Consider the following 14,695-nt stretch of genomic DNA (forward strand, 5'->3'; position numbering starts at 1 on the left):
GCCCGGGTCGTGGGGATCTTCCCCAACGCCGCCGCGGTCATCCGACTCGTCGGCGCGGTGCTCATCGACATGCACGACGAATGGATCGCCGGCGACCGCCGCTACCTGTCCGAAGGCTCCATGGCCAAGCTCTACGAGACCAGCAATACTGATCCCGTCGCCGCCATCGAGAGCAGCGACGAGTAGGCACCGAGGATCACCTCAAAACCCACCACCCCACGGGGCTCTGTCTCTGGAGGCAGAAGACCTCGCGCACGCAGCCACTCGTAGGAGGCTCGGTTTCGCTCGAAGAAGTGGCGCTCGATCTCAGCATCCTTTGCTGCATCACCTGTCACCTGGTGCATCGAGGCAGGCGTCTCGAGATGCTCAGAGGTCCCATCTGCGTAAAACCGCTGTGCGCTCATCCCAGCCATGCGGTGCTCGGACAGGAAGTCGAGGAAGCAGCCCCTGCGATCTTCGGCCCACGCCCACCCGACGTGCATGCCACGGTGGAAGGAGTGGCCGTTGTCGACGACAACAACCGCCTCAGGCGTGACGGCGAGGTAATCCTCGGGCACCGTGCGGAGAGCTGCTTCCGCGCAACGCAATCTGTCAGGGTTCATGAGGCTGACCGTACGGCGTAGGTACGACACAACAGCATCAGTTCTTGTTGTGGCCCAGCGAGCGAGCGTGAAGGACTTCCTTCCAGTACGACTCGCGCTTCAAGACGTGGTCGTCATCGGTACGCATCGACCAGAACTCCAGCAATGCGAACTTCATGTTCGTTCGGAAGTAGTCCTCGCCCCCTTCTTTCAAGAGCTCCTTGAGACCTACGTTGTTCCCGTGGAGCGTCGCGGCGTAAGTGCTCCAGCGCTGCCAGATTCCAGTGTCACCGTAGGCCGACCCCACGTACCTGGCGCCGGTCGTTTGGTCGTGGATGACGTAGACGCCCTTCATGTGCTCGAGGGCGATCCGCCAATCAGGTCGTTGCTGGCTCACGATGACCTGGAGATCGGCGAGCGTGTGGTTGATGCGATCGTGGCCCGGGAATGGGTCGCCCACGAATGCCTCTTCAAGGATCGAGGACACGGTCATCTCATCAAGGCATGACTCCATGGTCCTTCTTCGCTGCCGCCCGGCTAGGTGCAATCTGACGTAGAGACGGCGAACGAAGGGACCCATCAGGTCTTCCCGCGGGATGACGTCGTAGGAATACGTCCTCGGCTCAGGGCGCCGATCCACAACCTCCCAGATCCCGCCAAAGAGCCACAGAGTTGGGTCATGGCGATCCTGCGCGAGCGAGAAGATGAACTGCCGGTTGAAGTCGTTCTTGTCACCGCGCCACGAGTTCCAGCGTTGCCACTCCGCGGGATCGTTGGCCAGCACGTCAATCGGGTAGTTCTTGCCGTTGAAGACTGCACAGTGCAGCTTGCACGTTGCCGGGTCGAAGTGCGCGGGAAGAAGCTCTGCAAGCAGAATCGGCTCCATGAGCGGAGCGTACGCAGAGGGACCGACCTCGACCTCGTCCGGTGCGATCGACGGTGCACCTGAATGCCATGAGTACGCCAGGTCAGATCCGCACGGACGTAGGCCCGGACTTCGGCGCAGTGGGCGGCGCTGGCGATCTGCGGGCAATCGTCGGCGCGCTTCTGACCTACGGCCTGATCATCGCCGTACTCATGCTCGTCATCTCGGCAACGACCTGGGCCATCGCGTCCAACTCCGGTAGCTGGCACACCGCGCAGAAGGCGAAGGTCGGCTGTTTCGTCGCCATCGGCGGCGCCGCCCTGACCGGTGCCGCGCTCGCCTGGGCGAACTGGCTGCTGGACATCGGCGCACACCTGTAAGACGTCCGCCCATTCGACGTCAGGAGTCCTCCCGATGGACCTTCTCACCGCAGTCCTCTTGCTGCCGCTCGACATCGAGATCGACCCGAACTCAAACGGCCTACCCGGGATCGGCCAGCTCAAGAAGATCGTCGGAGCCTCGATGACCGTCGGGCTCGTCCTCGCCGTACTCGCGCTGATCATCTCCGCCATCGTGTGGGCGCTGGGGGCCAACTCGTCCAACCCACACCTCGCGGGCCGCGGCAAGCTCGGGGTACTCGTTGCCCTCGGTGCCGCGATCGTCTGCGGCGCCTCGGTGACGCTGGTGAACTTCTTCTGGAACGTCGGCCAGCAGGTCTGAGGAATCCGTCATGGGTGTCTGCGATGTGCCGGTAATCCACGAGGTCTGCAACGCCGCCGGCGACGCGGCCGGCTCCGTCGTGACCGCGCCATTCGACTGGCTTGCTCAGGGCATGGGCGGCGCGGCCGAGTGGATGTTCATTTCAGTCTGGAAGGTCATCGACACCACGACCTTCGTCGACGTGACCAGCGGTGAGTACACGAAGGTCTACAACATCATGTTCGGCGTCGGCGTCTTCGTGATGCTCGGCTTCTTCATGCTCCAAGTCATCGGCGGCATGATCCGCCGCGAACCAGCAGCCCTATCCAGAGCCGCGCTCGGACTCGCGAAGTCGATACTCGGATCCTTCGTCGCTCTCGCCCTGCTCGCGACAGCGCTCGAGATCACCGACCAGCTCTGCATAGGCATCGTGAACGCCGCCGGCACGAACATGAACGAGATGGGCGACAAGGTCGCCGTACTCGCCGCCGGACTCGGAGCGATCAACCTCAGCGCACCCGGCGCGGGCGCGATCCTGACGATCTTCCTCTCGAGCCTCGCCATCGTCGGTGCGATGGTGGTCTGGATCAGCCTCCTCATTCGCAAGGCCCTCCTGCTGATCGCGATCGTGTTCGCGCCCATCGCGCTCGCCGGATCCAGCTGGGACCACACCCGCACTTGGCTGAGCCGCTGGGCGACGTTCGTGATCGCGATGATCCTGTCGAAGGTCGTCCTGGTGGTGATCTTCCTGCTCGCCACCGCCCAGGTCTCAGCTCCGATCGACGCTGACCTGGAGTCCGTCAGCCAGCCGATGGCCGGCGTCGTACTCATGCTGATGGCCGGGTTTGCGCCGTACCTGACCTACAAGGCCATCGCATTCATGGGCTTCGACATGTACCACGCGATGTCAGCCGAACAGGAGGCCAAGGCGTCGCTCAACCGACCGATGCCCATCCCGCTCTCGCGCCGCACCGGCAGCGAGCCCACCAAGATCCTCGGCGACACCGGCGGAGGTACGGCGACGGGTTGCTCGCCCGCGGTCACACCCACTGTCGGCGGTGGTGGCGGGGCGTCCGGAGCCACTGCAGGCGGCGGCACCGCTGGTGGCGGTTCCGGTGGCGGGGCCGCTGCGGGCGGCTCGAGTGGCGCGGCAGCCGCAGGCGGTGCGGTCGCTGCTGGCGCGGTCGTGGCGAAGGAAGCGGCGGCGGCTGGGCCGCGTCTCGGAGGCTTCGTTGCAGCCCAGGCGACCGACCAAACCCAGGCCCACGATTCGGCGGCGCCGTCCACGGTCCCGCCGCCGGTCGCGGACTCGACGCTTGCCAAGCCCGCAGGACGGAAGTGATCGGCAGTGAGTACGTCGAGCAGTGCCGAACCGTCGCTGAGACCCATCAAGTTCTCCCGGCTCACCAAGCGCGGGATCCTCCTCGGATTGTCAGGTCCGCAGCTGGTGATGGCGAGCCTCGCCGCCGGCACCCTTATCCTGGGCCTCTATCTGGGCGCGGTCGTCATGACCTTCCCGATCATCCTCGTCTTCGTCGTACTCGGATTCGTCGGCGTCGGTGGCCGGAAGATCATCGAGTGGGGACCCATCGGAGCACGCTGGCTCTGGCGCTCCGCCGGAGGTCAACTGTTGTATCGCCGCCGGGTGGTCAAGCCGCGCCCGGCGGGAACGCTAGCGCTCCCGGGCGACGCCGCACGGCTCAGGCAGTGGGTCGATCCGGAGACCGGGGCAGTCATGGTCCATGACCCCCACGCGGCCACCGTGACCGCAATCGTGGGTGTCTCCCACCCCGCCTTCGTGCTGCTCGACCCTGCTGAGCAGGAACGTCGGGTGGTCAGCTGGGGACGCGTGCTCGCGACCGCCTGCCGATCCGGACGCCTGGCCTCGGTCCAGGTCATGGAGCGCACGCTCCCCGACTCCGGCAAGGGACTGGCGGACTGGTGGGAGCAGCATGGAAACCGCGTCGAGACGTGGGCATCGACGACGTACGGCGAGCTCGTCGACCGCGCCGGTCCGGCTGGTGAGCGCCACGCCAGCACCATCTCGATCTCGCTCGACATCAAGACCGCTGGCCGCGCAATCCGGGCCGCAGGTGGCGGGAACCGCGGCGCTGCCGCCGTACTCCGCCAGGAGATGGCAACGATGCTCGCTGCCCTTCGGTCCGCTGACCTCTCTCCCTCTGACTGGCTCACCCCTGGCGACCTCGCCCTGATCCTTCGATCGGCCTACGACCCAGCTGTGGCGGGCGCCCTGGAGCGGCACGGCGCCGTGGGCCGCGACCTGGCAACCGCCGGCCCGGTCGCCGTCACCGAGTCCTGGGGCAGCCTCCGCAGTGACTCAGCGCACCACTGCGTCCTCTGGATCAGCGAATGGCCGCGCTCACTGGTCTTCCCCGGCTTCCTCGCACCAATCCTCCTCTCCTCCGGGATCCGGCGGACGTTCTCTCTTCTCTACACGCCGATGCGCACCGACAGAGCGGCTCGGGACATCCGCAAGAAGAAGACGGAGTACATTTCCGACGCCGCCCAGCGGCAGAAGATCGGGCAGATTGAGGACGCCCAGCAGACGGCCGAGTACCAGGACGTCCTCCAGCAGGAGGCGGACCTCACCGCCGGTCACGGGGTGCTGCGGGCAACCGGCTTCGTCGCCGTGAGCGCGAGTGACCCCGACGAACTCGAGCGCGCTGTCGCAGCGATTGAGCAGGCGGCAATCCAGGCGTCGTGCGAGACACGTCGGCTCTGGGGACAGCAGGCTCAGGGCTTCGCCGTAGCCGCGCTGCCACTCGCACGAGGCGTCTAAGGACACCGGAACCACCTTGAATCTCGATTCCAGGGACAACGGCCGACGGCATACTCCAGGATTCTGCCCAGACCCCGCAGGTGACCCGAGACGCCTGCGGGGTCTTCCGTTGCCCGGGAAGGCGTCGGACGTCCGGCGTAGCCTTCCTCCATGGCCGCGATCCCGCACCAACCCCGCCCTCCGTGGCGGGTGTTGTTCACGGATCGGAGTCGTCACCATGGCGCACTCGCCTCACCGGCAGCACAAGGGCTGCCAGCTCTGTAAGTCCCACAAGAACCGCCGCAACGGTCGGGCTGTGCGCGAGCCTTGGCCGGTGCTTCGCAAGACGGGCAAGCGCCGCCGTGTCCGCCGCCGAGACATCGGCGATGCCGCCGACGAGTAGACCAGCTCAGCTACACGGAGCGCCCTCACAGCAGGGCCGGATGTAACCGCATCCGTCGCAACGCTCGTGAGAGGTCTCCCAGCGCATCAGGTGTCGCAGTTCGGGCAAGGCTCCGTCAGATCGGCCACGGCCACAGGGTAGGTCGGGCAGCGACCGCCGCCACGACGACACGGCGGACCACCACGCGCACCTCATCGATGAAAGACCATCGACCGAGGAGCCACCGATGCCTACCTTCAACGACCCGGTCGCCGACGCTGACGAACTCCGGGAAGCAGTCCGCGGCCTCGCCCACGCGACGCGCTCGATCGAGGATCCGACCTCGCTCTATGCCGTACTCGGGTCCATCAGCTCCGCGCTCGCGTCGCTGAGTCAGTCGCTGCACCAGCTCGGCCAGTTCCACGATGGGCCGACTCGCAAGCAGGCATGGATGAACGGCGATGCCAACGCCGGGCGCGCAGCGTCGTACAGGGAGTCCTGGGAGCTTCACCGCGCCGCCGAGATGATCCACCAGGTTGCTGAATGCGTGGACCGGGCGCACGAGATCGAGGCGACGATCGCCTACGACATCCACGACTACCCGTCATTCGCACCGGTTCAGCGCTCGCCGCACCAGCCAGGGATGTCGCTGTGACCGGGTGGCAGGACGGGCGCCTCCACTCAGCCGTCCTCGTCTCACCAGGCCGCGAACGGCGGCACGATCGCAAGCTCCGCAAGGCGGCTGCGCGAGAGCTCCTGTCCACCGATCGCGAAGCCCGGCGTACCGAGGCGAAGCGCAAGGCTGAGCAGCTCTCGGCTGAGAAGCGGGCAACGGTGACGCTACCCCGCCCCGGCGAAACGGGCCCGGCCGCTCTCCGCACGCCCGGACGATTCCGAGTCCCACGCCATCAGGACACGTCAGCAACCCTGGCGGGCGCGTACCCGTTCCTTGCCGAAGGCGGCCTGGGCAGCGAGGGCGTATTCGTCGGCCAGGACCTGTACTCCGGCAGCTCGTTCGTCTACGACCCCTGGATCCTCTACGCCCGCGGCCTCATCACCGCACCAAATCTGGTCCTTGCCGGCATCGTCGGTTCCGGCAAGTCCTGCCTCGCCAAGAGTCTCTACACGCGATCCATCCCGTTCGGCCGCCGCGTGTACGTGCCCGGCGACCCCAAGGGCGAGCACACCGCGGTCGCCGAGGCCGTAGGCGGCCGAGCCATCGCCCTCGGCCACGGGATGCCCAACCGACTCAACCCGCTCGACGAAGGCCACCGACCATCTGGCCTCGACGATGCGCAATGGTCCAACCAGATCGCCTCCCGCCGCCGAGACCTCGTCGGCGCGCTCGCCGAGACCGTGCTCGACCGCCGCCTCAGCCCGCTCGAACACACAGCCGTCGACATCGCGATCGACCGCACAGTGCGGAGCACCGACGTCCCCGTCCTCCCGATGGTCGTCGACCGGCTGCTCGCACCGGACCGCACCGACGACCCGGATGGGCGCCTCACCGAGGACGGGCGACTCGTCGGGCACGCCCTCCGTCGGCTCGTCGCCGGCGACCTCGCCGGCCTCTTCGACGGGCCGTCCACGGTCACTTTCGACCCAACGCTCCCGATGATCTCGCTCGACCTCTCCCGCGTCACCGAGAACGCGACCCTCATCTCGGTCCTGATGACCTGCGCGTCGGCGTGGATGGAGTCAGCGCTCCTGGATCCCGCCGGAGGTCAGCGCTGGGTCGTGTACGACGAAGCGTGGCGGCTCATGTCGCACCCAGCCCTGCTGCGGCGGATGGACGCGCACTGGCGGCTCGCTCGCCACTACGGCATCGCGAACATGCTGATCTTCCACAAGCTCACTGACCTCGACAACGTCGGCGACCAGGGTTCGGCAATGCGTGCGTTGGCCTCCTCGCTTCTGGCGAACGCCGAGACACGGATCGTCTATCGCCAGGAGTCCGACCAGCTCGGCGCCACCGCCACCGCACTCGGGCTCACCGGCACCGAACAGAGCCTCATCCCCACGCTCGGCACGGGCCAGGGCTTGTGGCGGATCAAGCACCGGTCGTTCGTCGTCCAACACCAGATGCATCCTGCCGAGGTTCTGCTCTTCGACACAACGGCCCGGATGACTGGAATGCTCTAAGAAGCCGAAGCTTCTCGGTGCGCGGTGCCGTCTTCCGCGCCGGATATCGGGTGCTGTCACACCCCGTTGACGTGTTCGCGAGGCCAGGCCGCTCATCGGCCAGTTCCTCCAGCATGCGGCCGAGGGTGTCCGCCAGGCGACGCGTCCCGGCATCGACCGCGTCAGGCACGGCTCCGCGCTGCGTGAGATCGGTCAGATCCAGCGGACGACCGATGCTGATCGTGACCGTCGTGCGCTTGGACAGTCTCGGCCGTCGACCATAGGCGGGGAGGATCTCTTGGGCGCCCCGCTGTGCTACCGGAATGAGCGGTGCTCCTGTCTCGAGCGCCAATCGGACGGCGCCTGTCTTGAGAGGCATCATGCGCCCACCTGGGTCCTTCGTGATCGATCCCTCGGGGTAAACCACGAGAAGTGCACCGCCACGAAGTGCCATCAACGCGGCGCCGAATCCGTCCGCACCATGCGATCGATCCACCTCGACATGCCCGGCAGCGCGGAACCACCATCCCACGACGCCCTTCCCGAAAAGACTGCTCTTGGCCAAGAAGGCCGGAGTCCTGCCGTGCGCGAGCACCAGCTCGGCGATGAGCAGGGGATCCACATGGGAAACGTGGTTCGCGGCAAGGACAGCGCCGCCACACGACGGGATCTGTTCGAGCCCACGCCAGTCTCGACGGCGGACCAACACCAACACCGGCTTGCAGATCATGAAAGCGACCCACCACGCCACGCCCCAACCAGGCCGGATTGCATGAATCCTCACCGGCACTCCGCCTCCAGCTGTGTTTCTGGGTCAACCGCGGTGAAGTGTTCAGGGCCGACCACCACGAAAGTGGCCCCGGCCGATCCGGCCTTCTGACCGGCGTCGTCCCACGCGTCCGCATGAAGTAGCAGCCGACGTCCTTCGTGTTGCGCCACACGGGCACGGAACGTGTACGTCCGATGCAACCGGAACGGGGCTCGGTAATCGACGGTGAGGCTGCGTGTGACGGCGAGCGACCCAACGGTGTAGAGGGCGAACCCGAAGAGGTCGTCGAAAGCGAGAGCGACCGCTCCTCCGTGTGCGATACCAGGGGCGCCTACCTGGCCCTCGGCGAAACGATGCACAGCTTCGACGCCCGACGCCGTGCGGACCGCGTGCAAATGCAGGCCGGAGGGGTTATCTGGCCCGCACCCGGCGCAGTCGGGCGAGTGCGGGGGCAATGTCTGGCCAATCTCCACCGGAGTCTGGCCGGCGAGGTGCGACGCCCACCGCGAGATCGTTTCCCGATCGCGGGGCGCTCCTACTTCGGTGCCGCCCTGCGCATGCTGGTGGTCGCCTTGGTCCAATGCTTTCGATATCCGTGTCACTCCTGGTCCCCTGTCTGCCTCAGGACCTCCGAATGGGGCGAGCCGTCGGCAAGCTCGATGGCAGCCAGGGTGTGCAGCGCAGCACCCGTCGAGGGCAACGCCAGCTCGTGACGCAGAGCTGCTGTGGTCGTCGGGAGGACGTTCAACATCGTTCTCTGCATTCGATTCCTAGATTCATGTGCACTTCTTGACGGAGCGATTTCGCAAGCACGCAAACCTCGGGATGACAATGGAGATGATCAGTGATCTCTCGCGTTCAAGGAGATTGCGGCACGCTCGAGGGACTCGACGAGACGCAACTCCAACTCCGGTAGCCGGCTGGCCGTCCGGACCAGGTCGTCAATCCGCGACCGCGGATGGGTGTCGCTTTTGACCGCGGCGCGGGCGGCGTCTGTCCAGCCTTGTGCGCAACGGGCGGCTTCGGTCGCAAGCTCAGCGCTTGCGGGGTCGCCGGTCAGTCGTGCGACCTCAGCGCAACCGTCTGCGAGCAGTCGGCGGAACAGTCCGCCGCCGGTGCCTGCCTTCTCGATGAAGGCACCGAGGCTGAACAGCATGATCCCGAGTTCGTCTTCGGGAAGCTCCGCCCAGGTCGCGATGTCGTCAGCGAACAAAGCAACCGCCTCCAGGCCCTCGGAACCGACGGCGGCAGTGGTCGGGCCGGCAATGCTGTGGCGTGACGGATTGCGCATGTTGCCTGCGGATTGGGAGAACGCGCTTGCAGCGACTTCCGCGATGCCGGGCAAGGAGGGGGGCCAGGTGATGCGGTACATGCAGTGACGAGTGGGTTGCGGGAACGCCTGTGAGGCCCGTGCCCGAGCCAACGCTGCCAGCGGAACCTCCTGCGCCTCGGCGCGATCGTTGTCCACGACGTAGGCGAGTTGTCTCTCATCGTCATAGCCGATGACGACGATGTCGTGGCGGCTCATCTGCAACTGGACACGGAGATAGGGAAGTTCGGCGATGTCGCCCCAGATCAGGCTGGGCCTGCCGGCGTCGAGTTCCTCACGCACCCACGACCAGCCCTCCCCGGGATCGTCGGTGGTGAGCACCTGCACGACTCCGCCCAGTCGTGTCGGTAGATCGACTTCGAAGTCGGCACCTCGTCCCACCAGGTACAGCGGGGGAAACAGTTCGCTCGACCGGAGGTAGGAGAGCCCTAGGGCGCCGCCGAGCGCGAACACCAGACCCTCATCGGGCGGGCCGTCCCATCCCAGACCGTGCCAGTGCAGGAGATCGCGCATCGCACCGGAGCCGCAGTGTCCCCCCATTCGATGGGGGTAGTCCTCGACCAAGGCGGTGACGGTCATGTTGCGTCCTCTCATGTGCCGGATGGTTCTGGAGCGTGGAGTCAGTTGTTCCGGATTCGGTCCAGGTAGGCCTGGCGCGCGCCCATGTCGACGTCGTCGAGGAAGACCGAATCCGTGCCGAGGGTCGAACCCAGCGCGGAGGCCAACCGTCCCGGCACGAACTTCATTGCTGCGACCATGCCTCCGGCGAGGCGGGTGACGCGTACGAACGGGCGGGGACGTTCGATGAGCTCGGCTGTCGCCCGAGCAATCTCCTCGGGCTCGGCGTTGCGCAGCCCCTTGGCTCCGGTGGTGCCGGCGACGAGCTCGGTGTTGGTGAATGTCGGCCGAACGGTGGAGAGCTGGACTCCGGAGTTGCGGTACTCCTGTCGAGCTGCCTCGGTGAATCCGATGACCGCGAACTTGGTGCCGCAGTAGGTAGCCAGGCCCGGTACGGGGAGCTCCCCGGCCAGCGATGCGGTGTTGATGATGTGTCCGGCCCGCCGCGGCAGCATCCGCTGGAGGGCGAGCTTGGTTCCGAAGATCACTCCGAGGACGTTGATCTCCACCTGCCGCCGGGTCACGGCGTCGTCCTCCTCGTGAGCGTGCCCGGTGGGTATGATCCCCGCGTTGTTGACCAGCACGTCCAGGGGACCAAGCTGGTCCTCGACCATGTCGAGAAAATGCACGGAATGAGTCGGTGTCAGTGACGTCGAGGCGGGTGACAGCAGAGATACCGAGCTCATCCGCCGCCTCCTTGACACGGGCCTCATCGATGTCGCCGATGGCGACCCGATGACCGCGTCGGATCAGCTCCTTCGCGGTCTGATAGCCGATGCCGCGAGCTCCACCGGTGATCGCGATCGTCTTGGCGGGGAGGGAAGTGGTGCGCGTCATTTGCTCTGTTCCTTGTTCAGGCCGAGGCGTTGGCGCAGGCCGCGCCCGGCTGCGGCGCGCAAGACCATGGCGGCGATGGCCGTGCGCCGGGCGGAGTACGGGTACCACGTAAGTTCTTTTGGCAGGACGGGAAGTCGCGGCTCAGTGACCGCTCGGACGCGGCAGTACTTGTGCAGCCCGTCGGGTCCTCCGAGCCGGGCGCCCATGCCGGAGGCCTTCCAGCCACTGTGAGGCAACGTCATCGCGAAGAGGTTGCTGAAGACGTCGTTGATGTTGACCGCGCCGGCCTCCAGGCGCCGTGCGACGCGGCGGGCGCGAGCGTGATTGCGAGTCCACACTGTCGCCGACAATCCGTACGGGGAGTCGTTGGCCAGTCGGATGGCCTCTTCTTCGTCGGCGACGCGCATCACCGGGATCGTGGGTCCAAAGGTCTCTTCGGTCATGCAGGACATCGTGTGATCCACGTCGACGAGGACCGTTGGCGCGTAGTAGTTTCCGGCCGCTCCCCGTCTGCCGCCGGCCACTACCTTCGCTCCCGCCGCCACCGCCTCGCTGACGTGGCGATCCGTGATGTCAACCTGTCTCGCGGTCACCAACGCACCGACATCGTTGCCGGCGTCCGCACCCTGGGTCAGGGACTGCACGCGCTCTGTCAGGCGGGCCACGAACTCCTCGTAGACCGCAGCGACGACATACACGCGCTCGACTGAGATGCAGACCTGCCCTGCGTTGAACAGGCCACCCCAGGCGACGCCCTCGGCCGCTCGAGCGAGGTCGGCGTCCTCCAGCACGATCGCCGGATCCTTGCCGCCCAGCTCCAGACTCACCGGTTTCAACTGCTCAGCACAGCGGAGGGCGACCTGGCGCCCTGTCGCTGTCGAGCCTGTGAACTGGACGAAGTCGGCGGCGTCCGCCACTGCGGCACCAGCGCCGCCGGCTCCTGTGACATGGGCCAGGACTGGTGGAGCGCCGATCTCACGCCAGCCGTCGATGACCCGCGCACAAGTCAGCGGTGTCTCCTCCGAGGACTTCACCAGTACCGCGCAACCAGCAGCCAGTGCGGGGGCTGCGTCCATGAGGAATAGGGTGATCGGGAAGTTCCACGGGGTGATCAGACCGACGAGAGGGTAGGGCTGGTAGGTCCGGGACAGTCGCTTCGGCAGGCTCAGGACGCCCGCGGTCTTGACCCTTTCGTCGGCGAGGAACTCCTCCGCATGGTCGGCGTAGTAGGTGATGAACTCGCACGACGCGGTCGTCTCTACGAGAGCGTCAGGACGCACCTTGCCCGTCTCGGCCTGTAGCAGGTCGGTGAGCTCATCGGAGTGAGCGAGGATCCAGTCGCGCCAGAGGCGCAGCCACCTGGAACGATGCCGCGGACCAGCGTCGGCCCATGCACCTTGGGCCAGGCGGAGCTGCGTGGCACGGCGGTTCACGGCGTCTTGGTCGTCAACGGACACGGTTGCCACCAGCCGACCGTCGGACGGGTTGCGCACTTCGAGTGCGGCACCTGTAGTCGTTGTGATCATTGATCCTCCTGAGGCGAAGTGGACCGACCTGAGGAACCATCGGCTCTGACCGGGCTGGCGGGCCCGGCGGTGAAGGCGTCGTCGATCGCGTGCGCCGAGGCTTGGACCATCGATCCATAGGTGGTCCGGAGCTCGGTCAGGATCGCGGTCAGGGGAAGGTCGTCAAAGACACCTCGGTCGCGGACGTACTCCATGTGCTGGGTCCCGTCCCCAGTGAAGGCGTGCATGAGCGCGTCGTGCTCACCGTCGAACTCCACAGGCGGGACACCGAAACGAGCGCACAGTTCGACGTTGAACGTCGGGGTGGCCTTGAGCCATTTCCCGTCGATGTGGAGGCTGCTGTATCCGTGGTAGACGAACAAGTCGGTGCCGCCCATGAGGGTTCGCAACGATTCGGTCTGCAGATGGTTGCGCACATCGGCGAACCCCAACCGCGCTGGGATTCCGGCTGCACGGCACACCGCGGTCAAGAGCACCGCCTTCGGGACGCAATAGGCGCGCCCTGCTTGGAGGACGAAGCTCGCGCGGTAGTGGGTGGGGTCGGTCGACACGGTGTAGGGGTCGTACCAGACTTGGTCGCGGACAGCAGTGAAGAGGCGCTTCGCCTTTTCTTTGTCGCTGCGCGCGTCCCCCACGGTGGCCTCGGTGAAGGCGCGGACGTCCTCGTGCTCGGTGTCGAGAAACTCGGTCGCCGCCAGGAGCGTCGCTGGTGCGCGACTCATCGTCGCTCCAGTGTGATCGGCAGCCCGTCTACCGGAATCGGTAGGGATGTGTTGTCCCATCTGACTTCGTAGCCGTCGGGGACCGTCCATCGATAGTTGCGCAGCATGTGGTGAAGGATCGCCTTGACCTCGAGTGTTCCGAAGTGGAGACCAATACACTTGTGCACTCCCCCGCCGAACGGGATCCACCCGAAGCGGTGATGCTGGTCCTCGCGCCGCGGCTCGCTGAATCGGCTCGGGTCGAAGGCGTCAGGGTCGGTCCAGCACGATTCATCGAAGTGGTTGACCGCCGGAGCGACGGCCACCAGTGTGTCAGCTGGAATGTGGTGACCCGCGATCTCTGCATCCTCGATGGTCTTGCGCATGACTATCGGCACTGGCGCCGCCAGGCGCAGCGTTTCCTTGATCACGAGATCGAGAGTCACCAGCGACTCCAGGTCGTCGATGTTCGGGGTCCGTTCACCGATGCGGTCGGACTCGGTCCGGGCCCGTTCCTGCCACGCCGGGTGCTTGGCGAGAAAGTAGGCGGCGGCCGCGGTGGTGATGGTGGAGGTGTCGTGGGCCGCCATCATCAAGAAGATCATGTGGTTGATGACGTCCTCGTCGGTGAAGGCCTGTCCTTCGGGCGTCCGCGCATGACACAGTCCCGCGAAGAGGTCGCTGCCCTGACCGTTGCGCGCTGCCGGAAGGTGACGCGCGAAATAGGCCTCCAGCAAGGCGCGCCCACGGACACCGGCTCTCCAGCGCGTGCCAGGCAGCGGGACCCGGACGATCGAGCTGGCGGCGCGCACGGTCGCCACGAAGGCTTCGTTGATCGCAGCGGCGTCCTCGCGTCCGCCCCGCCCTGCCATGAAGACCTCTGTCGCAACGTCCAGGGTCAGGGTCTTGAGCAGCGGGTAGATGCGCGTGGACTTGCCGGCAGTCCACTCCGGGATTCGCGCCTCCAGCGTCGGTCCGAGCTGGTTGACGTATCCAGCGAGCCGATCGCGGGTGAACGCCTCCTGCATGATCCGTCGATGCATCTTGTGTTCGTCGAAACTCATCAGCATCAGGCCCCGGTGAAAGAAGGCATCGATGAGGAAGGTCCATCCGTCCTGAGAGAAGGACTTCGCCTTGGTGGTCAGCGCCTCCTGTGTGGCGTCCGGGCCGGCCACTACCACCACCTTGGTGCCAAAGGCGCCCATCCACGTCACCGGCCCGAGCCGCTCGTGTCTGGCGCGCGCGAAGTCGGATCCGTATCGGATGTAGTCCAGGGTGTGGCCGAGAACCGGGAGTCCGGCCGTCCCTTGAACGGACTTGAGGCCCGAGCCTGCCGGAACGGGGGCGAGGTCGCGGACCGGCCACCGGTCCTGGGCCTCACACAGGGCTCTGTCTACCCGAGCCGGTAGCGGGACGAGAAGCACCGACGACAGTCGGTCGCGTCGGTTCGGCGCCAGCCGAAGGAGGTTCGTCATCGATTGTCCCTT

General features: G+C 66.2%; 16 protein-coding genes and 1 pseudogene. 7 read left to right on the forward strand and 10 right to left on the reverse strand.

The window, feature by feature from the left end; genetic code table 11:
- On the forward strand, window positions 1–186 hold a 186-nt coding region (locus tag L615_RS13955; protein WP_186449866.1), incomplete at its 5' end, for a transposase.
- On the opposite strand, the gene L615_RS13960 is transcribed toward L615_RS13955, so the two are convergent.
- Entirely contained in the window at window positions 132–557 is a 426-nt protein-coding gene (locus L615_RS13960) for a hypothetical protein (RefSeq protein ID WP_186449867.1), read from the reverse strand. The genes L615_RS13955 and L615_RS13960 overlap by 55 nt on opposite strands.
- A gap of 82 nt (window positions 558–639) precedes the next feature.
- Window positions 640–1,467 carry a GIY-YIG nuclease family protein gene (locus L615_RS13965; RefSeq protein ID WP_145725460.1) on the reverse strand — a complete coding sequence of 276 codons (828 nt, stop codon included), beginning with the start codon at window positions 1,465–1,467 and terminating at the stop codon, window positions 640–642.
- A 53-nt stretch (window positions 1,468–1,520) separates the two neighbouring features.
- Between L615_RS13965 and L615_RS13970 the strand changes: the two genes are divergently transcribed.
- The 6 genes from L615_RS13970 to L615_RS13995 all read left to right on the forward strand — a co-directional run bounded on the left by L615_RS13970 (window position 1,521) and on the right by L615_RS13995 (window position 7,448).
- On the forward strand, window positions 1,521–1,826 hold the full coding sequence (locus L615_RS13970; protein WP_261376694.1) for a DUF6112 family protein: 306 nt from the start codon (window positions 1,521–1,523) through the stop codon (window positions 1,824–1,826).
- A 34-nt stretch (window positions 1,827–1,860) separates the two neighbouring features.
- Window positions 1,861–2,166 (forward strand): DUF6112 family protein, encoded by a 306-nt coding sequence (locus tag L615_RS13975; protein WP_030485688.1) that lies wholly within the window; start codon window positions 1,861–1,863, stop codon window positions 2,164–2,166.
- Between the two features lie 10 nt (window positions 2,167–2,176).
- Window positions 2,177–3,487, forward strand: a complete 1,311-nt coding sequence (locus L615_RS13980; protein ID WP_145725461.1) for a type IV secretion system protein — start codon at window positions 2,177–2,179, stop codon at window positions 3,485–3,487.
- 6 nt (window positions 3,488–3,493) lie between these two features.
- Window positions 3,494–4,945 (forward strand): SCO6880 family protein, encoded by a 1,452-nt coding sequence (locus L615_RS13985; RefSeq protein ID WP_145725462.1) that lies wholly within the window; start codon window positions 3,494–3,496, stop codon window positions 4,943–4,945.
- A gap of 608 nt (window positions 4,946–5,553) precedes the next feature.
- Entirely contained in the window at window positions 5,554–5,961 is a 408-nt protein-coding gene (locus tag L615_RS13990; protein WP_145725463.1) for a hypothetical protein, read from the forward strand.
- Window positions 5,958–7,448: an ATP-binding protein gene (locus L615_RS13995; RefSeq protein WP_145725464.1), complete on the forward strand. Its 1,491-nt coding sequence runs from the start codon at window positions 5,958–5,960 to the stop codon at window positions 7,446–7,448. Before L615_RS13990 ends, L615_RS13995 begins: the two co-directional genes overlap by 4 nt.
- Here L615_RS13995 and L615_RS14000 read toward each other — a convergent pair.
- The 8 genes and pseudogenes from L615_RS14000 to L615_RS14030 all read right to left on the reverse strand — a co-directional run bounded on the left by L615_RS14000 (window position 7,357) and on the right by L615_RS14030 (window position 14,683).
- Window positions 7,357–8,157 carry a 1-acyl-sn-glycerol-3-phosphate acyltransferase gene (locus tag L615_RS14000; protein WP_183097486.1) on the reverse strand — a complete coding sequence of 267 codons (801 nt, stop codon included), beginning with the start codon at window positions 8,155–8,157 and terminating at the stop codon, window positions 7,357–7,359. The genes L615_RS13995 and L615_RS14000 overlap by 92 nt on opposite strands.
- Before the next feature lie 50 nt (window positions 8,158–8,207).
- A complete protein-coding gene (locus L615_RS24750; protein WP_396954772.1) occupies window positions 8,208–8,798 on the reverse strand; it encodes a PaaI family thioesterase in 591 nt (196 codons plus the stop codon).
- Between the two features lie 239 nt (window positions 8,799–9,037).
- Window positions 9,038–10,105, reverse strand: coding sequence for a BtrH N-terminal domain-containing protein (locus L615_RS14010; RefSeq protein WP_145725466.1), 1,068 nt, complete (start codon window positions 10,103–10,105; stop codon window positions 9,038–9,040).
- A 41-nt stretch (window positions 10,106–10,146) separates the two neighbouring features.
- Complete coding sequence (locus tag L615_RS14015) at window positions 10,147–10,758, reverse strand: SDR family NAD(P)-dependent oxidoreductase (RefSeq protein ID WP_261376695.1); 612 nt, start codon at window positions 10,756–10,758, stop codon at window positions 10,147–10,149.
- Between the two features lie 64 nt (window positions 10,759–10,822).
- A pseudogene (locus L615_RS24255) lies at window positions 10,823–10,981 on the reverse strand (SDR family NAD(P)-dependent oxidoreductase); the annotation flags it as partial.
- The gene (locus L615_RS14020) at window positions 10,978–12,507 is read right to left on the reverse strand and encodes an aldehyde dehydrogenase family protein (protein WP_145725467.1); all 1,530 of its coding nucleotides are present in this window, start codon (window positions 12,505–12,507) and stop codon (window positions 10,978–10,980) included. The gene L615_RS14020 and the pseudogene L615_RS24255, both read right to left, overlap by 4 nt.
- Entirely contained in the window at window positions 12,504–13,229 is a 726-nt protein-coding gene (locus L615_RS14025; protein ID WP_145725468.1) for a transglutaminase-like domain-containing protein, read from the reverse strand. The genes L615_RS14020 and L615_RS14025 overlap by 4 nt, the downstream gene beginning before the upstream one ends.
- A complete protein-coding gene (locus L615_RS14030; RefSeq protein ID WP_145725469.1) occupies window positions 13,226–14,683 on the reverse strand; it encodes a cytochrome P450 in 1,458 nt (485 codons plus the stop codon). Before L615_RS14030 ends, L615_RS14025 begins: the two co-directional genes overlap by 4 nt.
- Between the last annotated feature and the right edge of the window lie 12 nt (window positions 14,684–14,695).

Origin of the sequence: Nocardioides sp. J9 (genome assembly GCF_007829375.1) — a bacterium.
GTDB lineage: Bacteria > Actinomycetota > Actinomycetes > Propionibacteriales > Nocardioidaceae > Nocardioides.

Excerpts from the sequence above, each read along its gene's own strand:
- L615_RS13965 (WP_145725460.1), bottom strand. The coding sequence starts at position 1,467 with ATGGAGCCGATTCTGCTTGCAGAGCTTCTTCCCGCGCACTTCGACCCG.
- L615_RS13975 (WP_030485688.1), top strand. The coding sequence starts at position 1,861 with ATGGACCTTCTCACCGCAGTCCTCTTGCTGCCGCTCGACATCGAGATC.
- L615_RS13980 (WP_145725461.1), top strand. The coding sequence starts at position 2,177 with ATGGGTGTCTGCGATGTGCCGGTAATCCACGAGGTCTGCAACGCCGCC.
- L615_RS13990 (WP_145725463.1), top strand. The coding sequence starts at position 5,554 with ATGCCTACCTTCAACGACCCGGTCGCCGACGCTGACGAACTCCGGGAA.
- L615_RS14000 (WP_183097486.1), bottom strand. The coding sequence starts at position 8,157 with ATGATCTGCAAGCCGGTGTTGGTGTTGGTCCGCCGTCGAGACTGGCGT.
- L615_RS14010 (WP_145725466.1), bottom strand. The coding sequence starts at position 10,105 with ATGACCGTCACCGCCTTGGTCGAGGACTACCCCCATCGAATGGGGGGA.
- L615_RS14015 (WP_261376695.1), bottom strand. The coding sequence starts at position 10,758 with ATGGTCGAGGACCAGCTTGGTCCCCTGGACGTGCTGGTCAACAACGCG.
- L615_RS14020 (WP_145725467.1), bottom strand. The coding sequence starts at position 12,507 with ATGATCACAACGACTACAGGTGCCGCACTCGAAGTGCGCAACCCGTCC.
- L615_RS14025 (WP_145725468.1), bottom strand. The coding sequence starts at position 13,229 with ATGAGTCGCGCACCAGCGACGCTCCTGGCGGCGACCGAGTTTCTCGAC.
- L615_RS14030 (WP_145725469.1), bottom strand. The coding sequence starts at position 14,683 with ATGACGAACCTCCTTCGGCTGGCGCCGAACCGACGCGACCGACTGTCG.